At 69.1% G+C, this 16,725-nt stretch carries 8 protein-coding genes; all 8 read right to left on the bottom strand.

Annotation, left to right across the window (positions count from 1 at the left end):
- The 8 genes from AC4ELH_RS32210 to AC4ELH_RS32175 are packed head-to-tail and all read right to left on the bottom strand — an operon-like array spanning position 1 to position 16,722.
- On the bottom strand, positions 1–993 hold the full coding sequence (locus tag AC4ELH_RS32210; RefSeq protein ID WP_498888863.1) for a sensor domain-containing protein: 993 nt from the start codon (positions 991–993) through the stop codon (positions 1–3).
- On the bottom strand, positions 994–2,148 hold the full coding sequence (locus AC4ELH_RS32205) for a TRAFAC clade GTPase domain-containing protein (protein ID WP_064878450.1): 1,155 nt from the start codon (positions 2,146–2,148) through the stop codon (positions 994–996).
- Complete coding sequence (locus tag AC4ELH_RS32200) at positions 2,145–3,071, bottom strand: hypothetical protein (protein ID WP_064878449.1); 927 nt, start codon at positions 3,069–3,071, stop codon at positions 2,145–2,147. The genes AC4ELH_RS32205 and AC4ELH_RS32200 overlap by 4 nt, the downstream gene beginning before the upstream one ends.
- Positions 3,071–5,557: a GAP1-N2 domain-containing protein gene (locus AC4ELH_RS32195; RefSeq protein WP_498888860.1), complete on the bottom strand. Its 2,487-nt coding sequence runs from the start codon at positions 5,555–5,557 to the stop codon at positions 3,071–3,073. The genes AC4ELH_RS32200 and AC4ELH_RS32195 overlap by 1 nt, the downstream gene beginning before the upstream one ends.
- A complete protein-coding gene (locus tag AC4ELH_RS32190; RefSeq protein ID WP_064958973.1) occupies positions 5,554–7,656 on the bottom strand; it encodes a SaeA-related protein in 2,103 nt (700 codons plus the stop codon). Before AC4ELH_RS32190 ends, AC4ELH_RS32195 begins: the two co-directional genes overlap by 4 nt.
- A gap of 2 nt (positions 7,657–7,658) precedes the next feature.
- Complete coding sequence (locus AC4ELH_RS32185; protein ID WP_498888858.1) at positions 7,659–10,325, bottom strand: hypothetical protein; 2,667 nt, start codon at positions 10,323–10,325, stop codon at positions 7,659–7,661.
- Between the two features lie 2 nt (positions 10,326–10,327).
- Positions 10,328–13,876, bottom strand: coding sequence for a tubulin-like doman-containing protein (locus tag AC4ELH_RS32180; RefSeq protein ID WP_498888856.1), 3,549 nt, complete (start codon positions 13,874–13,876; stop codon positions 10,328–10,330).
- Positions 13,876–16,722, bottom strand: a complete 2,847-nt coding sequence (locus tag AC4ELH_RS32175; protein WP_498888854.1) for a VWA domain-containing protein — start codon at positions 16,720–16,722, stop codon at positions 13,876–13,878. Before AC4ELH_RS32175 ends, AC4ELH_RS32180 begins: the two co-directional genes overlap by 1 nt.
- Between the last annotated feature and the right edge of the window lie 3 nt (positions 16,723–16,725).

Here is a 16,725-nt window from a genome sequence, read left to right as displayed (position 1 = left end):
TCAACCCGGAATTCTGTCGAAGATTCGTTTGACCACGGTGACCGCCTCATCGGTCAGTCCCAGCCCCATGATGTGCAAATCCACGAGAACGTTGGCCTTGACGCCGATTGCACGCAGCATCCACACTTCCGATCCCTGATTGCTGCTGCGCAACGCGATGATTCCGTCTTTCTTGTCCTCCGGGCCACCTAGCACGAAGTTCGTGGAACGGCCGTCTTCGACCGTCCACTTCAACGCCTTGCCGGCGCACCCACGCCACAGTTCGACGTAGTGGGCGAGCGCGCGTTGCGCCGTCGCGCCATCAGCGAACATCGCCACCCCTTCGTACGCCTCCATATCGAAGCCGTCGAACTGTGCGACTCCCGCGGTCTTGACGTAACCGCTGTTCTCGAACGGCAGTGGTGTGAACATGCTGAACGAACTGGCACATTCGACCGGACTGTACGTATGGGTAGCAGGCAGGCCGACATCCATGTTCTTCTCCTCGGCGACCAACTCCGGGTTCTTCGTGATCTCCTGCATCTCGGCCGGGCTCGGGAGTAAGCCCGCCAATTGAGCCTCGGTGACCAGCGGCGGTGGCGCCGGTGTCGTCGTCGTCGTTGTCGTTGTAGTGACGGGAGCCGTGGTCCTCTTTGTCGTCTCGGCTGTCGTGGTAGTCGAAGAACTCGGCATCACCGCCCAGATCACCAGCGCCGCAACGGCAACCACGATCAACGCGTATGACAGGCTCAACCCCACCAGCGCGCGGTCACGACCCCGCTGGCCGGTGCGCTTGATCTGCGACAGTCCCAGATGACCCAACACCGCGCCCGCCGGGGCGAACACGAACGCGAACACCACCGACAACGTCGCCAACGTATTGGCCTCGTCATTCGGCGGCGGACCCGCCGGGACCATCGGCGGACCTCCGTACGGGGGCTGCCCCGGGGGCGGATACTGGCCAAACGGATTCTGTCCGAACGGGTTGCCCCCGAACGGATCTTGAGTGGTCACCTACAACACCCCGAAGCTCGAGGTGACCCACCGGATCGGGTCGGCGCACCGGAACGGCGCGATCCCCCGGGAATGCAGCTTGTTGCCGCTGGGCGGCTGCCCGAGCGCAGACACCACAAAATAGCGGTGCGGCAACACTATTCCCGTCGACGGATTCTCCACCGCGGCCACGATCGCGCCGCCGTGCAGCCGGGTCAGCAGGCTCCGGACCTCTTCATGCAACAGTTGTCCGCCGAGCTCGTCATAGCGCGGTGAATCGGAGGTATCGCGAAGATACGCCGCGCCGGTGTTGGACATGATCATGCTCCACTCGGAGCCCTCGACATTCCGCAATGTCCGCAGCGCATCGAACTTCGACAGGATCACCGCAAGCTTCGGCTGCCCCTGCCCCACCGCCATCAACAGGTTGTTCAGCACCGACCGGGGATCGCCGCCGCTGAACTGCTGCGCCGGCAACAGGTCTCGCAACTGATCACGGATCGTCTGGACCCGCAGAGGATCGAACATGAAGAACACCGCGTCGGCGTTGGCGAAGAACCGGAACGGCGGCGTGTGCAGGTCGCCGGATTCCATGTCCTCCCCGGCCACATCGCGCAGCACCAGGAACCGCCGAATCCCGTGCCAGCCGCCGATCGAGAACACCAGCGGCTCCCGCTGACTCGATGCCTGGGTGTGCATCGTCGGCGTCGGAGGGATCAACCCCCGCTGCACGAAAAGCGGGGTCTCGTAATTCGCCTCGTAGGCCTGTGCGGTGGCCCGGGTGACGGGTTCCATTGACACCCCGAGCCGTTCGCACAGCAGCTCCAGCTGTTTGACCAGAACCGCTATGTAGAGGCTCTTGCCGGTGGCGCGAGCCCCCGCCATCGCGATGCAGATCGCATGCCCGTGCCGCCACCCCTCGGGCAGTGTGTAGTGGCACACCGTGCAGATCTCGACCGCCGGCCCTTGCAATGCGCGGCTGGCGTCCGCTGTCGTCGGTGGCGGACCGCCGTGGCCCTGATTGGTCCAGGTGTAGAGCGGACCACACTCGGCGGGCGCGCCGAGAAAGGCCGACGCCACGTCATCACGGTAGCGAGGCGCGCCCGGCTGCGGAATCAACGTCCACAGGAAGTGGTTCGGATTCAGCACCGAGAAGCAGCGCGGGCACTTCGTCACTTCAGCGCCCGCACCAACGCCGCTGTGATCCGGTCCAGCACCGGCGGATGCGCCAGCAGCTCGGCCCCGGCCTCGTTACCCGGGCGGGGCGATGGCAGCCGCGCACCGTCCGCGTCGAGGCGCCGGTCGTTGGACAGCGCCAGTACCGGAAACTGCTGTCGCACAGCCAGAGTGGGGAAGTCGGAACAGATGACGGTGCGCGCCGAGCCGGCAGGCAACCGCGACCACCGGGCACCCGCCGACCATCGAGGTTCGGCCTCGCGCAGGGCCTCCACCAAAGCGGCGGCATCGCCGGCCGGTACCGGGGTCACCTCGGCGCCGACCAACACCGCCGATACGTCCCGTAGCCCGAGCGCATCGGCCACCCCGACCACGATGTCGGCCGCCGCGAACGTACTGCCGTCGGCGAACCATCGCCGCATCGACGCCGACGTGTCGAGAGCCAGCACCACCGAGCCGCCGGAGTTCCCCGGGCCCCGGCCGGTGACCTTGCGTGCAGACGTCCGGGCCGCGGATGCCAACGGGCTCATCGGCGTATCGGCCACCGCGCTCACGGCCACCTCGATCTGGGTGCCGTTCGGGGTGAGCGCAGCGAAGGTGACGACCGTGTCGCCGCCGACATCGACAGGATCGAACATCACCTGCACCGGGTCGACATCACCGGGGTTGTCATGTGCGATCGCCAGGTGGATGAGCGTGCCGGAATTGAATCGGTCCGCGCCGACCGGGCGCACCACGATCGTGACCGGCCCGGTCAGGCTCGGCAGCACCGCCTGGTGAGCCGTCGAACGCACCACCGGCTGGTCCGGCCCACCCTGCACTTCCAGCGCGGCACCTCCGACCGCGCCGGTAATCGACACTGTCAGTGCCTGATTCGGAATCTGGACACGCTGGTTGCGTGCACCCACTACATAGATCGGCATCAGCGGCTCCCCCGCAGTCGGGCTGCCAGCGACGGTTGTGCATCAGCGCGGCGCGTCAACAGCCTGCTCACCATTTTTCGGTATCGGCGCAGCGCGCCGTCGGACATGTCTCCGGACATCTGCGCCATCAGCGCCGCCACCCCTTCGACCTCGTGGTCGTCATTCTGCAGCGGTGCTGCCACCTGCTCGGCCAGTTGCGCCAGCACCGCCTCGACACCGCTGACCGGAATCTCGGTGTCCTCGGCAGCCACGGTGTGCAGCAGGCTGACGGCCAGCACCACGTGCGGCGCGATCTCGTATCCGTCCACCAGCGGGAGCACTCGGCGTACCGCGTCGGCGGCGAGGTCCGGATCGGCAGCCAGCGTGTGGCAGCTGTCCGGGAAGGGCTGGCCGGCAATGGTTCCCAACACCGCGAAGGTCAGCAGACCGGCCAGGAAATCACGGTGTACCTCACCCGGCCGGGCCGTGGTCAGTGTCTGCTCCCAGAACGGGAGGTAGGCCCGCTGATGGGTGTCCACATAGCGCTGCTGCATCCACTGCTGCGGGGTGATGTGCCGGACCGCGGCATGCGCGACGGCAGCACTGTCGTCATTGCCGTCGATCACCTTGGCGGCCAACTGGTTCAGCTCGGGAGAGTCGGGGGCACCCAGCAGCGTGCGGACCGCCGCTGCGCCGGGCAGTGCGCCGTCGCCCACGACGGCCAGCAGATCTGCTGGATCCCAGACGGTGTCGCCCGCCACCTGGACGAACCGGGGCGAGCCCGACACACCCAGCCACCAGAGCTCGGCCACGCGATCACCCGGGGCGGACGGGCCACGCCGCACCGCACGCACTCCGCGCACCGCCGCGCGGGTCCAGCCCAAATCCCACGGCTGCGCCCGGGAAAGCTCTGCGGCGGTGGGAAAATCGACTCCCTCGACCAGCCAGTCCAGCAGGCCGTCGCCGATGGCCCCGGCCGCCACGTCGCCGCCCGAGGTGCGAAGCAGCGCGGCGGCCAATGTCAGCTTGCCCTCGGCGCCGAGGCGTCGGGTCAGGTCGGCGGCGCGCGACGGATCATCGAGCTGCGCCACCACGTCACCACGCAACGCCGGCACCAGCCGGTCGTCCCGCACACCGGCCCGCAGCAGCATGTCCACCACTTTCAGCACGCGCTCGGGTCCGGTGTCGCGGGCCCGCTGCAGCGCCTGCCCGATCACCCCCTGCACCTCGACCGGCGTCACCTTTCCGTGAAACGCCCTCGGCCCCAGCGGAATCGGTCCGGGCTGCGCCAGCCAGGCGTCGTCACCGAGCGCCCGGCACAGATAGCTGACGTCGGCGAAGTCTGCGGCGGCACCACCTGCGAGGTTCTGCACCGCCTGCCAGGCCTCGGCGGTCGTCGTGCCCACCACCTCGCCCAGGACCCCGGCGATGGTCCGGGCCGCGGCAGATCCCGCGGGCACCCCCGGCGGCGAATACGTGGTGATGACGTCGTGTGCCTCGTCGATCGCGTCGGCGAACTCCGCGTTGGCCGTCACCGCCATCGCCATCGGCCACGCCGGATGCAATCCGGCATCGGACACCTCCGCGGCGAACCGGTCGATGTCGTCGAGCAGGGTCCGCGCCGACGCCGGATCCAGCAACACAACCTGTGCCATGGCCGACCACGGGGTGACCTCGATGGTCTGCCCGGCCGCGGTGCGGTGCGGCTCCCCGCCCAGTTCACCCAGCGAGATCAGCTCGGTCTCCCCGATACCGACGACTCCCGGCGGAACCGCGCCCAGGTCCCCGATCGGCACCGCGGTCAGATGCTGGCCGCTCTGCGGCGCCAGGGCCAGCTGATCGGCTCGGTCGAAGGTGGAGAAACTCAAGTCCGCTGCGGTCCCCGACGACATCAGGAAGCTGACCAACCCGATCCACTGCGCGGCCGATTCGGGTGACTCAGCCCCGAACACCACCGCCGGACCACCGGCGAGCGCGGCGACGACGGCATCCAGCAGCCCGAACAAGGTGGTCAGGCGCCACGTGGCCGGATCGAGCGCGAACGCGATCACGCTGTCCTTCGTCACCACCGCACCCGGCTCCGGGGCGCGCGGCGGCAGGACCGCGCGGGAAACCGCCGCAGGTCCGTACGGCCGCAGCCATTGGGCCGACCGCCACCATTCGATCGGCCGGCGCGCGGCATCGGGGTGACGGTCCAGCAACACGTGCGCGAACACGTTGCCCGGCCGGCCGGTGCTGTCGGACCCGGCCGGAATCGAATGCCAGTAGCCGACCGCGCCGCTGTCGAGCGGGCGGTAGGCCAGCCGGCGCGGACCGCTCTCCAACTGCTCGGGTGTCGGGTACGCGGGTAACGGCTCCACCGGATGGAACACCGTGCGCACACCGGCGATCAACTGCTGTGTCTCGTCGGCGGTCAACGCTCCGGTGGACTCCTTGACCTGCCAGCCCCCGGCGGACCCGACCTTGTCGAACGACGTGTAGGCCAACTGGCCGTAGCGAGTGGTCATCGCGCCGGCGGGGTGAGTCGCAGGGTCTCCACCGGCGGGTCGAGCAGAGCGATGACGCGGAGCCGCGCGGGCGTGGGGGTGTTCACGAACAACCTGATCCATCCTTGCAAGCCACGCACGTCAGCGGCCCACAGCTCGCCCGTGCCGGTCGTCGTGAGAGCTGTCCAGCGCAACTCCTTGGAGGGCCGGTCGCCGATCTGGCCCTGCTCGGTGAGCGGCGCCACGTCGACGGCCTGGCCGTCATGTACGCCGAGCGGAATCCGCTGCGGATTGTTGACCAACACGAAAGCCGGAGATCCCGGCAGGTCATGTTCGGAGCGCATCGCGATCGTGGCGGAAACCGGAAAACCGTTGGGGTCACGGACAACCTGCACGGCGTACTGCAGCCGGAGCAGCCCGGCGTACTCGGTGCTGGTGACCGTGCCGGTGACACGCCGGCCGCCGGAGAACGCCACCGGTGCCAGGTGCAGCGAGCAGCCGCCCACAGGCAGTTGCCCGGTCAACTGCATGCCGCCGTACTTCTCGTACTCCTGTAGCGAGATCTCGAACGACTTGCCGGTGAGCCCGTCACGCGGATCGTGGCCCTTGGGAGCCAGGTACATCACGACGCCGGCGGCGCCGTCAGGCCAGTCGAACGTCAGCACCTGTTTGTTGCAGTACTCGGCCAGCTCGATGTCGGTGATGGTGCCGGTGCGCACCGAGGACAGCGTCTTGCCCAGCAGTGCACGCCCGCCGAGCAACGTCACCGGGGTCAGGTAGGCACGGCTCCAGTCGGCCGGCCACGACACCGCGACCAACACCGACTCCGGCCTGCCGTCCGGGGTGTGCCGCGTGACCACCGGTTGCGTCAGCTGCAGCTCGGGCGTGAGCCCCACCTGTTCGAGGGCGTCCTCGGACAGTTCGGCGGAATCGGCGCCGGCGTTGGGCCCGTTCTCGCTGCGGTAGATCACCACACGCCCGGCGGGCGGAGGCGTCCAGGTCAGGTCGAACACCGAGCCGTCGCCACCGGCCACCACCGCCAGGTCGGTGACGGGCTCCAACACCGCAGAGACCGCGACGTCGACCTCGACCGCTTCGGACAGTCGCAGCACGCCGTCCACGGTGGCCGCGCACCGGGCCCGGTACAGATAGCGTTGCCCGCGAACGGTGTCGGTGTCGATGAACCCGGAGAGGTTGGCGCTGTCGGCCAGGATCCGGTACTGAGGGCCGTCGCGGCCCGCTTCTTCGGCCGGGATGCGGTAGACGAACACCGCGCTCACCCCGGTCGGCACCGCCCACTGCCCGATGACCCGTCCGGAATCCTCCCGGATGTCGAAGGCGGTGAGCGGGCTGACCAGTACCCCTGCCGCGTACAGCACCGGTTGGGCGGCGAGCGCATCGGCACGCGACGACCCGACATTGACCCACACCTGGAAATGCCTGGCTGCAGAAGTGGCGGGCCGGGCGTCCTCGGCGTACGGGGTTGCGGTGGCGGCCACCAGGTCAGCCCGGTCCGGCGCATACGGTGCGTCACCCTCGGCGCTGACCAGGCGGTACAGCACCACCGGTTCAGCCGACTCGTACGGCGGCCAGCTCAGGTCCAGCGCGGCGCCATCCGGGCGTCGCCGCAACGCGATGTTGTGACTCGGCGGCTGCTGGGCACCGAACGCGAACGGCGCGAAATCGGCTGCGCTCAAGGGCATTTCGACCGGCGCAGGAGGCGGTGGCACGGTTTCGGCCGACGGAGCCGGCGCGGGAGACACCGGCGGGGCGGGCGACGAAGCCGGCGGGGCCGGCGTCTCGACGGTTTCGGTCACGGACTCGGTTACGGATTCGCCGGAGCGGTGCCGCCCCGAAGCGGCGTCGGGCCCACGGCCTGCATCACCCAACTCGGCCAGCACCCGGGCCATGTCCTCGGCGTGCTCGGCCACCGACCCCGGCAGCATGGCCCGGATCCGTTCGACATCGGTGCAACCCGACCGCAGCACCAGGCGCACATGGGCTTCCTTGAAGCTGCGGGCAGCCACGACCCCGGAGTCGAGCAACTGCTGACGCCAGGCCAGCAGCGGCGCCAACCGCGGATCGTCGTCGTTGTCGGGAGCGGGACGTGGATCATTCATCGCTAGAACACCATGTCCTCCCCGGGCGGCACACCAAGGTCGGCCCGGCTGATCATCGTTGTCGGCTCGTCCTCGACGCCGGGCATGACCGCCACCGGAGTCTCGAACAACGCGAAGTCATACGGCGGCAGACCGTCGCTGGCCTGCACCACAACCGCCCGGTAGCCCAGCCCGCGCCGGTTGACGGTCACCTTGTCCACCGCGACCGCCGAACGGCCCGCCGTCACAGCGGCATGCGTGAACAGCGACGCGTCGAACGGGGCCGCATGACCGGGCCGGTGATCGGTGATGCCGGCGCTGAACTGCTGGGCGGGCACCTGCCGACCGATGGTGGGCACCAGGACGTTTCGGGTCAGCGTGTCGCTCACCCCAGTCCCGCTGTCGTTGAACATGTGCTCCACCCGGGCCCACAGCGCGTCGGCGCCAGTGGGTTTCACCCGGCCGCCGATCACCGCCTGAGACCACTGGTCGAGACCCGAGGACGAGCCGACACCTGGCTGCTTGAGAAACGCCGTCGGCTCCTCACGCAGCCGCGCGGCCGCCTCGCCCACCATGTCCTCCCACGGTTTGCTCAGCCAGCCCAACGCATAGAGCCGGCTCTGGATGCCGTGAATGGCGTTGTCGGCCTGCTCCGTTGACGCCATCGCCACCCCGACCTGGGTGGACCGCGGCAGCCCCGCGGCGAGTTGACCGACCGGCGGGCGTGCCGGCGGTGGCGCACCGAAGGGCGCCCGCAGGACCGTGCCCAAGGTCCTGCACCAGGCCAGCAGCTGGCCGTAAGCCGTCGACAACCGGCCCACGTCCTGCAATGCGGTACGTAGGTTCGCCTGCAGGGCGTCCAGTTCGGCCGCCTGCGATTTGCGCATGTTCATCTCGGCGAACAGGTCTCTCTGACCGAGCAGGAACAACGCCATCGACACGACGATGTACAGGCCGATCAGGGCTCCGCCGGTGGCCAGGGCGAACTTCCAACGCACCCAGTCCATGGCGGCCACACCGATCAGGATCACCAGCACGGCCAGCAACGCCCAGGTGAACGTCTTGAGGATGGTGCTGATGGCCTGCTGCCGCGCCTTCAGCCGCTCGTCGACCGCCCCGCGGTTCGCCAGAGTCTGAATCTGGGACACCAGATCCGCCACTTCGGCACGGCCCCGGTGCATGAAATCGGCCAGGATCGAGCTGACCTGCCAGGCATAGCTTTTCGTGACGGACGCCTGCCAGCGATCGAGCTCGGTGCCGGTGTTCCGGGCTTCCACACCGGCAGCCGGGTCGGAGTACGCGCGCTGCAGCCGATCCCGAAGGTTGGCCGCACCGAGCACGTCGGCGCCCTCCACCGAGCTGACGCCGATCACCGCCGCCAGCGACGTCGGAATGCCCTGGAAACGCTCAGCCGCACTCGGCACCACGTCGGCGGCATTGTAGACCACCCCGATGGCCGCACCGACCTGGACAGGCTCCAGCCCGCCGGCGCGGCGGCCTCCATCGGCCAAAGTCAGTGCGCCGTTGACGAAGTCGGTCCACAACCCGCTCATGTCCTGCTGGGCGAAATGTTCCGGCTGCCCGCCCAGGGCGTTGCTCAGGGTTTCCGCGCTGCGCCCCAGGTCCTGCCAGTCTGACTGGGTGGTGTCGGCGACCACGGCGAACGCAGAGTCGGTACGGCCGAAGACGGTGCTCTGCACCGTGGTGACCACCGCCGAGGTGACCGTCCCCATCACGGCCGACCACCACGCCGCGGGCGCACTGCGCACGGCCGCACCCATGAACTTGAGGAACATCTTCATCGCGGCCCAGATCGAGATGGCCTGCTCCGGGCCTGCGGTCGCCGCGATCCTCGGACCGCGCAGCACGTCACGGTGTTTCGTCCACAACGCGCGCGCCATCGACTGGGCGGCGGTCGGGACATCCTCGACGTAGACCACCGGCACCTGGCCGCCGCGGGGCAGCGGCAGCCGGCCCGTCGGGTCGAACAGGTGCGCCCGCAGGCCTTCCTCCACGCCATCGGTGTCGAGCCACCGGTAGAACGCCCGCACCGCGCGTACCGTCTGCCCGGGCAGGATCTCCAACGTGTCGAAGGGACCCTGGTCCACGCCGGCCCACAACCCCGTCACGCCGGCCACCACCGGAGCGGCGAACTGCGCCACATCCAACGGATCGGTGAGCCGGCCCCAGGCCACCGCACCCAGACCGGGCGCTGCCGAATCTTCCGGCGCGATCAACAGGTTGTGCCAACCCTCGAGCACCAATGCCAGATCGGGAGTGGTGGGGATCGCGTCACCCCGGGTGAACAACAGCCGCAGCAGGTTGATCGGGGCACCCATCGAACTGCTGCGGACGGTCTGCTCCACCGCCTGCTCGACCGCCAGCGGGACCCGATCGGTCGCCGGCACGTCGACCGGGACGAGCACTGCGATCCGGATCCGGTCATAGCGCTCACCGGTCAGCATCTGCTGCAACACCACCGGCTCGCCCTGTCCGTCGCGAACCAGCGTTCCGTGCGTGGAGCTGTCGCCGACCTCGGCGGCGTCGACCCACACGAACGGCCCGATCAGACCGACCGCGGAGTAATCCACCAGGACGGACAGGATCTCCTCGGTCTGTGGGCGGGGTGCCAGCAGCACCGTCAACGCCCGCTGCGGCGCGGCGGTCGGAGTTGTCCCGGGCAGCGACATCGTCAGAACGTCCCCCCGTCGGGGATGACGACCGAGCCGCCGTCATCGAAGAACGCGCCCGCACCGGCCGTCTCCCCCTGAGCCAACGCCGCACCCTCGCGCTGCAACAGCTTGATCAGCGCCTCGGTCGCCCAGAAGACATCGGGCGCCAGGTCACGGAAGATCGGTGTCTTGGCCGCCTTGGACCGGGTGGCGACGGTCGTGAACGCACCATCGGGAGTAGCCCCGGGGGTGTCGGCCGGCAGGTACTGGGCCGCGACGTCGCGGACGTTGCCCAACCACGTTTCGGCGGCTGCCTGCCGATCCTCGGCGGTTTGCGCGGCCGCGATCGGCCCGACCCGGGAAGTGATCCCCGGACCGGACGTTCCGGACTTGAGGAACTCCCGCACCAGTGCCGCCGCCGACAGTTCGACGATGCCGCTGGCCGGGTCCTGGCTGTGCGAGTCATAGAGCGCACGCAGCACCGTGTACGGCCGCAGCGATCGCATCACCGGCGGTTCATGTGAAGTGGCGATGGCCAGCAGGCTCGACTCCAGCACGGCGGGCAGCCAGTCGTAGGACGCGGTGAACGCCGACGGCGGAGTCAGCAGCGGGTTCGGGAAGCCGAGCCACTGGTTGTCGTCGCCGTCGTAGATGCGCACCGGATCGGTGAACGGCGACGCCGGGATCTGGATCCGTCCGAGCATCTGCCCGAGGAACCACCCCGCGGTCATGGTGCGCCGTTCGGCGTCGGTCATCGGCAGCGACGCCGACAACGGCCGCGAACGGCGGTACCGCCAGAACGCCCCCCGGCCCGGACCGGCGGTCTGCGCCCATTGCTGCGCGGCCGGCTTGAGCACCGAATCGAACACCAGCGGCGAGTAGTTCGGGTAGGACCCGAAGATGTCGATACGGGTGACGCTGTCCTCGTCGGACAGAGACCGGCCGTAGTTGTCCTTGGTGGCCTGGTCGATGCGCGGGTTGGCGCGCAGCACCTCGGCCAACGTTTCGGCCACAGGCTGGCCGGCGAACGGGATCTCGGAGAACTTGTACCGGTACTCGACCTGCTGGCCAGGGTGCACCCGCTGCAACGCCTGATCGTTGACACTGGCCAGCGGCCGCGCCAGCGACAGGGCCTCCGCGAACTTGGTGTCGATGTCACGACGCCGATTGACCAGCTCCGATTCCGAGGCGCCCGCGCCCTGCACGTAGTCGCGCAACGAGACCTTGCAGAACTCCTCGAACGACTCACCGGGCCGCCCCACGTAGAGCCGGGCCCGCGCGAGCAGTTCGGCGGGCCGGGTGTGCACGTCGAACTGCGCCATCGACGGCACCCGCGGCCGCCCGTTCTCCGGATCGGTCCCCAGTGCCCGGGTCACCCACGTCGCGGTGCGTTCGATGAGCCCGCCCGGCGCTGCCGTGCCGCCGGTGGTCTGCCACAGCCCGAGGATCACCCGGGTGGTGGCGTCGTCGACGGCGGTGCGCAGCGGAATCATCGCGTTCGAACCGCCCACCGCCTTGGGCAGATCGGTTTCGTAGCGCTGCTTGAACGCCGAGGAGCTGATCAGCAGCACCTCGTTGTTGGCTTCGGCGAACCGTGAGGGCACGAGCTCATCGGCGTCGGACGGCCACGCCACGTACTGGTCGGTGGACAGGCGGGCCAGGCCGACGTCTGACGGCGGCTCGGACCGGGCCTTCTCCAGCAGGATCATCGCCTCGCCCAGCGCATCGCGCAGCGGCGCCAGCAATTCGGCGCCCATCACCCGCAGCACGTCGGCCATCCGAGCCGCGGCGTCGGCGTAGAGCTGTCGGCGCACCGTCGACCGGAAACCGTCCAGTGCGATGCCCAGCACCTGGTCGGCGTTGGTCATCACGCCGCGCAGCGACCGCAGGGCCGCGTCGACCTGCGGAGGGATCGCGACGATATCGGGCGGGCCCATGGCGCCGAGTTGCGCGATGCCGGGCGCCAGCACGCTGTCGAGGTGCAGGCGCAGCCGGTCGATCAGCTCGCGGGCGTAGGGCAGGCCGAGCGAGGCAGCCGCGGTACCGACCATCTGCTCGACCTGGTCGGCGAACTCCCGGTGCCAGGAGAACACCATCGCGTACGCGGTCTCGGAGCAGGCCCGGGCCAGGTCGGCGCGTCGGTTCATCACGGCCTGACGGAACACCGGCACCCACTGCTCGGCGGACATGCCCTGGGGGTTGGGCAGGTAGCCGCGCAGTTGCCGCTCGATCAGCCCGTTGACGGTGGAGGACACCGCCTCGGGCGGGAAGGCGCCGTTGGCGATCCAGTTGCCCAGGATGCCGACGCGTGCCTGCTCGTCGCCGGCCGCGGCCGGCATCCGCAGCTCGTTGCAGTGCGCCTGCCACTGGCTGCTCAGCAGCGTGTCCAGCTGTTCGTTGCTGGACGCCGGATTGCCTGCCTGCAGGTGCCCGAACGACAGCTTGTCGGCACAGCTGCGGGCCAGGCGCTGCGCGGCGTACTCGGCGTAGCGGTCCCGTCCCATGCTCAGGCTGGAGAAACCGTATGTGCCCCACGGCAACACATCCCACGACGAGATACCCCAACCGAGCACGTCGCGGTCCCCGGTCGGGGACGCGGTGTTGCCGAGGTCGTAGGACACGAACTGGTCGCTGGCCTTACCGCTCATCATCAGGCCGGCCAACCCGCGGGCCAGACCGCGGTACACCGCGTACTGGGAGCCGTCGCCGAACAGCGTGCGGTCGGCGCCGATGTAGCGGCCCACCGGGAAGACGCGGGCGAACGGGATCGGCTCGCCGTCACCGTGATGCTGGCCCAACGCCCGCAGGATGCGCACGTCGTGTTCACGGGCCGCGCCGGTCTGGCTGGCGACGATCTCGCCCAGCATGGCCAACGCGTTGGCCCGGACACCGATCCGCGCGCTCTCCGGCAGCGACTCGAAGATGTCGGGGGTCACCATGAAGACGCCCATCAGCTTCGGGTCCAGGCCGGTGACGAGGGTCAGCAGTCGGCAGATGTCCAGCGCCATCGACGCGCCCGCACCGCCGGCCATCGACGACACCACGAGCACCAGCGGCGGCTCGTTGGGGTCGAACCGGCCCATGCCGGGCACGCTGACCGTCGACATCTCCGAGATGGTCTCGACCCGGAACAAGGCGTCCCAGGCCGCCTGCAGCCGGGCATGGATCTCACTGGCCTTGCTCAGCGTGATCATCCGGCCGATGGCGCGGTACTGCCCCGCGCCTGCCGAGATCGGGTTGGTCACCTCTTGCGGATTGCGCGGCGCCCAGGTGGCGATGGCGTCCAGCGCACCGTCGGCGGCCAGCCGCTGCGACAGTGCGCCGTCGAGGATCGCGTAGCTGCTGCCCTGCGGACCACAACCGATGTAGCTGCCGCCCTGCGCGGGCACGTTGGCGAGACCCTCAGGCCCCGATTCGGCGGCGCTGGGCACGTCGATGTGCACGAACTGCCAACCCGACAGCACCTTGTCGACGCCGGCGGCGTGCAGTTCGGAGCGAAGCTGGTCCATCATGAACGCCAACGTGGCGCCACCCGAACCGCCGCATCCCACTACCAGGAATCGTCGCATCAGGCTCCTTCTCCAAACGGATTGAACGGATCGCTGTCATACCGCTGTGGCTGGGCCGGCCCAGGCCGACCGGGTCCGGGCCCGGACGGCGGCGGGCCCATCGGCGGGGGTCCCGAAGGCGGCGGTCCTGACGGGGGCGGGCCCATCGAAGGCGGGCCCATCGACGGCGGTCCCGACGGTTGTGCACCGTCGGCGAACGGGTCATAGCCGACCGGCGCTCCCACGGCGGTGTCACCGAACGGGGATGCGCCCGGCCCGGCATCGTCGTGCGGTGACGCCAACCCGGCCTGGACGGCCCGCAACCGCAGGCCGTTGAGGACCTCGGGCAGCCGGCGCGCAACCTCTTCGTAAAGCTTTTCCCGCGCCGCGATATCCGTGTTGCCGCTGACGAGCAACAGCACTTCGGCCTCGGTGGACGGCCCACGCGGGTCGTGCAACACCACCCAGGTGTTGTGCACCGCCAGAGGCAGCACCGCGTGCAGGCCCGTGGCGTCGGTGGCCGGCAATTCGGAACCGGTGGTGACCAGGTGGCCGGCGTCGACGCTGACGTGGCCCGCGCCGAACGGGCTGCGGCCCAGCACCACGGTCAGCGTCGTTCCCAGCACCGAGAGTCGACGCGTACCGCCGGCCAGCCCGGGTACCGGGTTGACCAGATCGGTGTCGACCATCGCGAACGGTTCACCGTCCCGCAGCGCGATGTCCGAGCGCACCTCGGCCCGGATCCGTTCGGCCAACAGCGGGATGTCGGGGATCTTGCTCACCCACCACTTCGACAGGTACAGCAACCCCAGCGGGATGCCCGGGCCGAGCAGGAGCGCGGCGATGAGCACCAGCACGAAGTTGACGGTGCTCAACGGCTTGATCAGCGATGCCGTGAACGGCACCTGGACCGTCTGCGAGTCGTCCGGGTTCTCCAGCGCCGCGACGTGCAGCGGGACCGTGCCGTTGAGGCCGCCGTGCCCGTCCTGCTCGGTGCGCAGGGTGACCTCCAGCTTCCCGGTCTGCCCCTCCTGCAGCTTCAAACAGTTGCCCGGCGAGTCCGCCGCCGAGGTCACCTTCGGTGTGCCGATACCCTCCGGGCCGGCCTCCACCGTGACGGCATCGGAATCGGCGATCCACACGCAGCCCGGGCCGGTGATGTTCAGCGACGCCGTCGCTCCCTCTGTGGCCTGGACGCTGCCGAAGTCGATCCGCTCGCCCGGCGACGGCAGGCCCAGCTTCGGCAGGATCTGCAGATTGACGTCGACGTTCTGCGGCGACAACTGGGTACCGGGCGCGACCTGCACACCCGTCAGGTCCACTGCTGGTGCGGTGGTGACGACCAAAGACATCTTCAACGTGGCCGGGCCGGGTTCGACCTGGCTCAGATCGACCTTCACGGGTTTGCCGATGTCCTCCTTCGGGACATTGGCGAGCAGTTCGATGGGTGCGGCCCCGGCGGGCACCAGCTGCGCCGACAGCGTGGCTGAACCAACGAGGTCGGTGGGCGTCATCGGCTTGTTCTGCCCGTCGACGAGGCCGAAGGTCACCCCGTCCAGGGTCTGACCGCTGTGCCACGTGACGTCAAGCCCCTTCTTCCCGTCGCTGCTGACCAGTGCCGGGAAGATGTCGGTGGAGATGTGGATGCTGACCTTCGACACCGCGTCGGGGTGCTTACCGGCAGTGTCGACGTAGACGATGCCCCACTGGCCGATCCACTCGCCGCCGCCGGTGTTCTGCATGACGATGTTCTGCCCGGTCTCGGACAGCCACTCGTAAGTCACTTTGACGCCCGCGACGTCGATGTCGGTCGAGCCGTCTTTGCGCGGCAACTCGACCGTCTGCCCCGATGGTGACACCAGGTAGGGCACCACGCCGGGCACGTCGCCGGAGCCGAGGATTGTCACCGACTTGATCGAGCGGTCCAGCACGAAGTTGTGCTTGGCCTCCGGGCACACCTGCAGCTGACACACCGCACCCTGGCCCTCGATACCCGGGTCCGGGTTGAGCGCGTCGAACGCGAACAGCATGTCGTCGATGTCGGCCACCGAATAGAAGTCGCCCGGCACCGGATCGGTCTTGTCCCCACAGGTTTTCCCCGCGAGACCCTTCCCGGTGCTGATCGCACTCATCACGTCGAAGTCCGCAGGCGCCGTGGTGGCGCCCAGGCCGATGCCGAGCATCACGATCCCCGACGACCGCACCTGATCGGCTACGCCGCCGGACCGGCAGATCGACTCGATCGCGCGCTGCCGCGCCTGGTCGACCCCTTCCTGGCTGCTCAGATCGACGCCTTCGGCGTACGGCTTCGCCACGTCGCGTGCGGTGAAGTCGATCTTGCCGTCGGAGAACCACGCGATCGCCTGGCAGCGTTGACCGCCCTCGGTGTTCTTGGCGCGGGCCGCCAACGCCTGACGCGCCCCGTCCAGAGCTGTCCAGTAGTCGGTGTCGATGCCGGTGTTCTTGGACTCCAGGCTGCCCAGTTGCTGCGCCAGTTCCCCGGCGTTGGCGTCGGTGAGGCGGGTCCAGTCGTGTTCCGGGGTGTAGGTGTCGGAGAAGCCGGCCGAGGCCACCTCAAGGTCCGCATCCACTCGTCCGACATAGCGTCCCAGGGTCTGCAGCAGGTAGCGGGCTGCCTGCACCCGAGCGCCCTGTGGGTCGCTTTGCTGCAGGCTGCTCGACTCGTCGAACAGCAACAGCAGGTCACCGGTCTTCTGTGCGGCCAGGCACGCGCCAAACCGCTTCGCCCCGCCGGCCGATTCCTGCGCCGACGCCGTCGGGAGGCTCAAGCCCAGCAGGCCGGTCAGCGCGACCAGCACCATCGCGGCGACGACGCGCACAAATCCCCTGTGCAATCCCCTCGTCATCGC

The sequence above is a fragment of the Mycobacterium shunyiense genome, assembly GCF_058270075.1.
The sequence above is the reverse complement of the archived record's forward strand: the minus strand, read 5'-3'. Positions and strand labels throughout refer to the sequence as shown.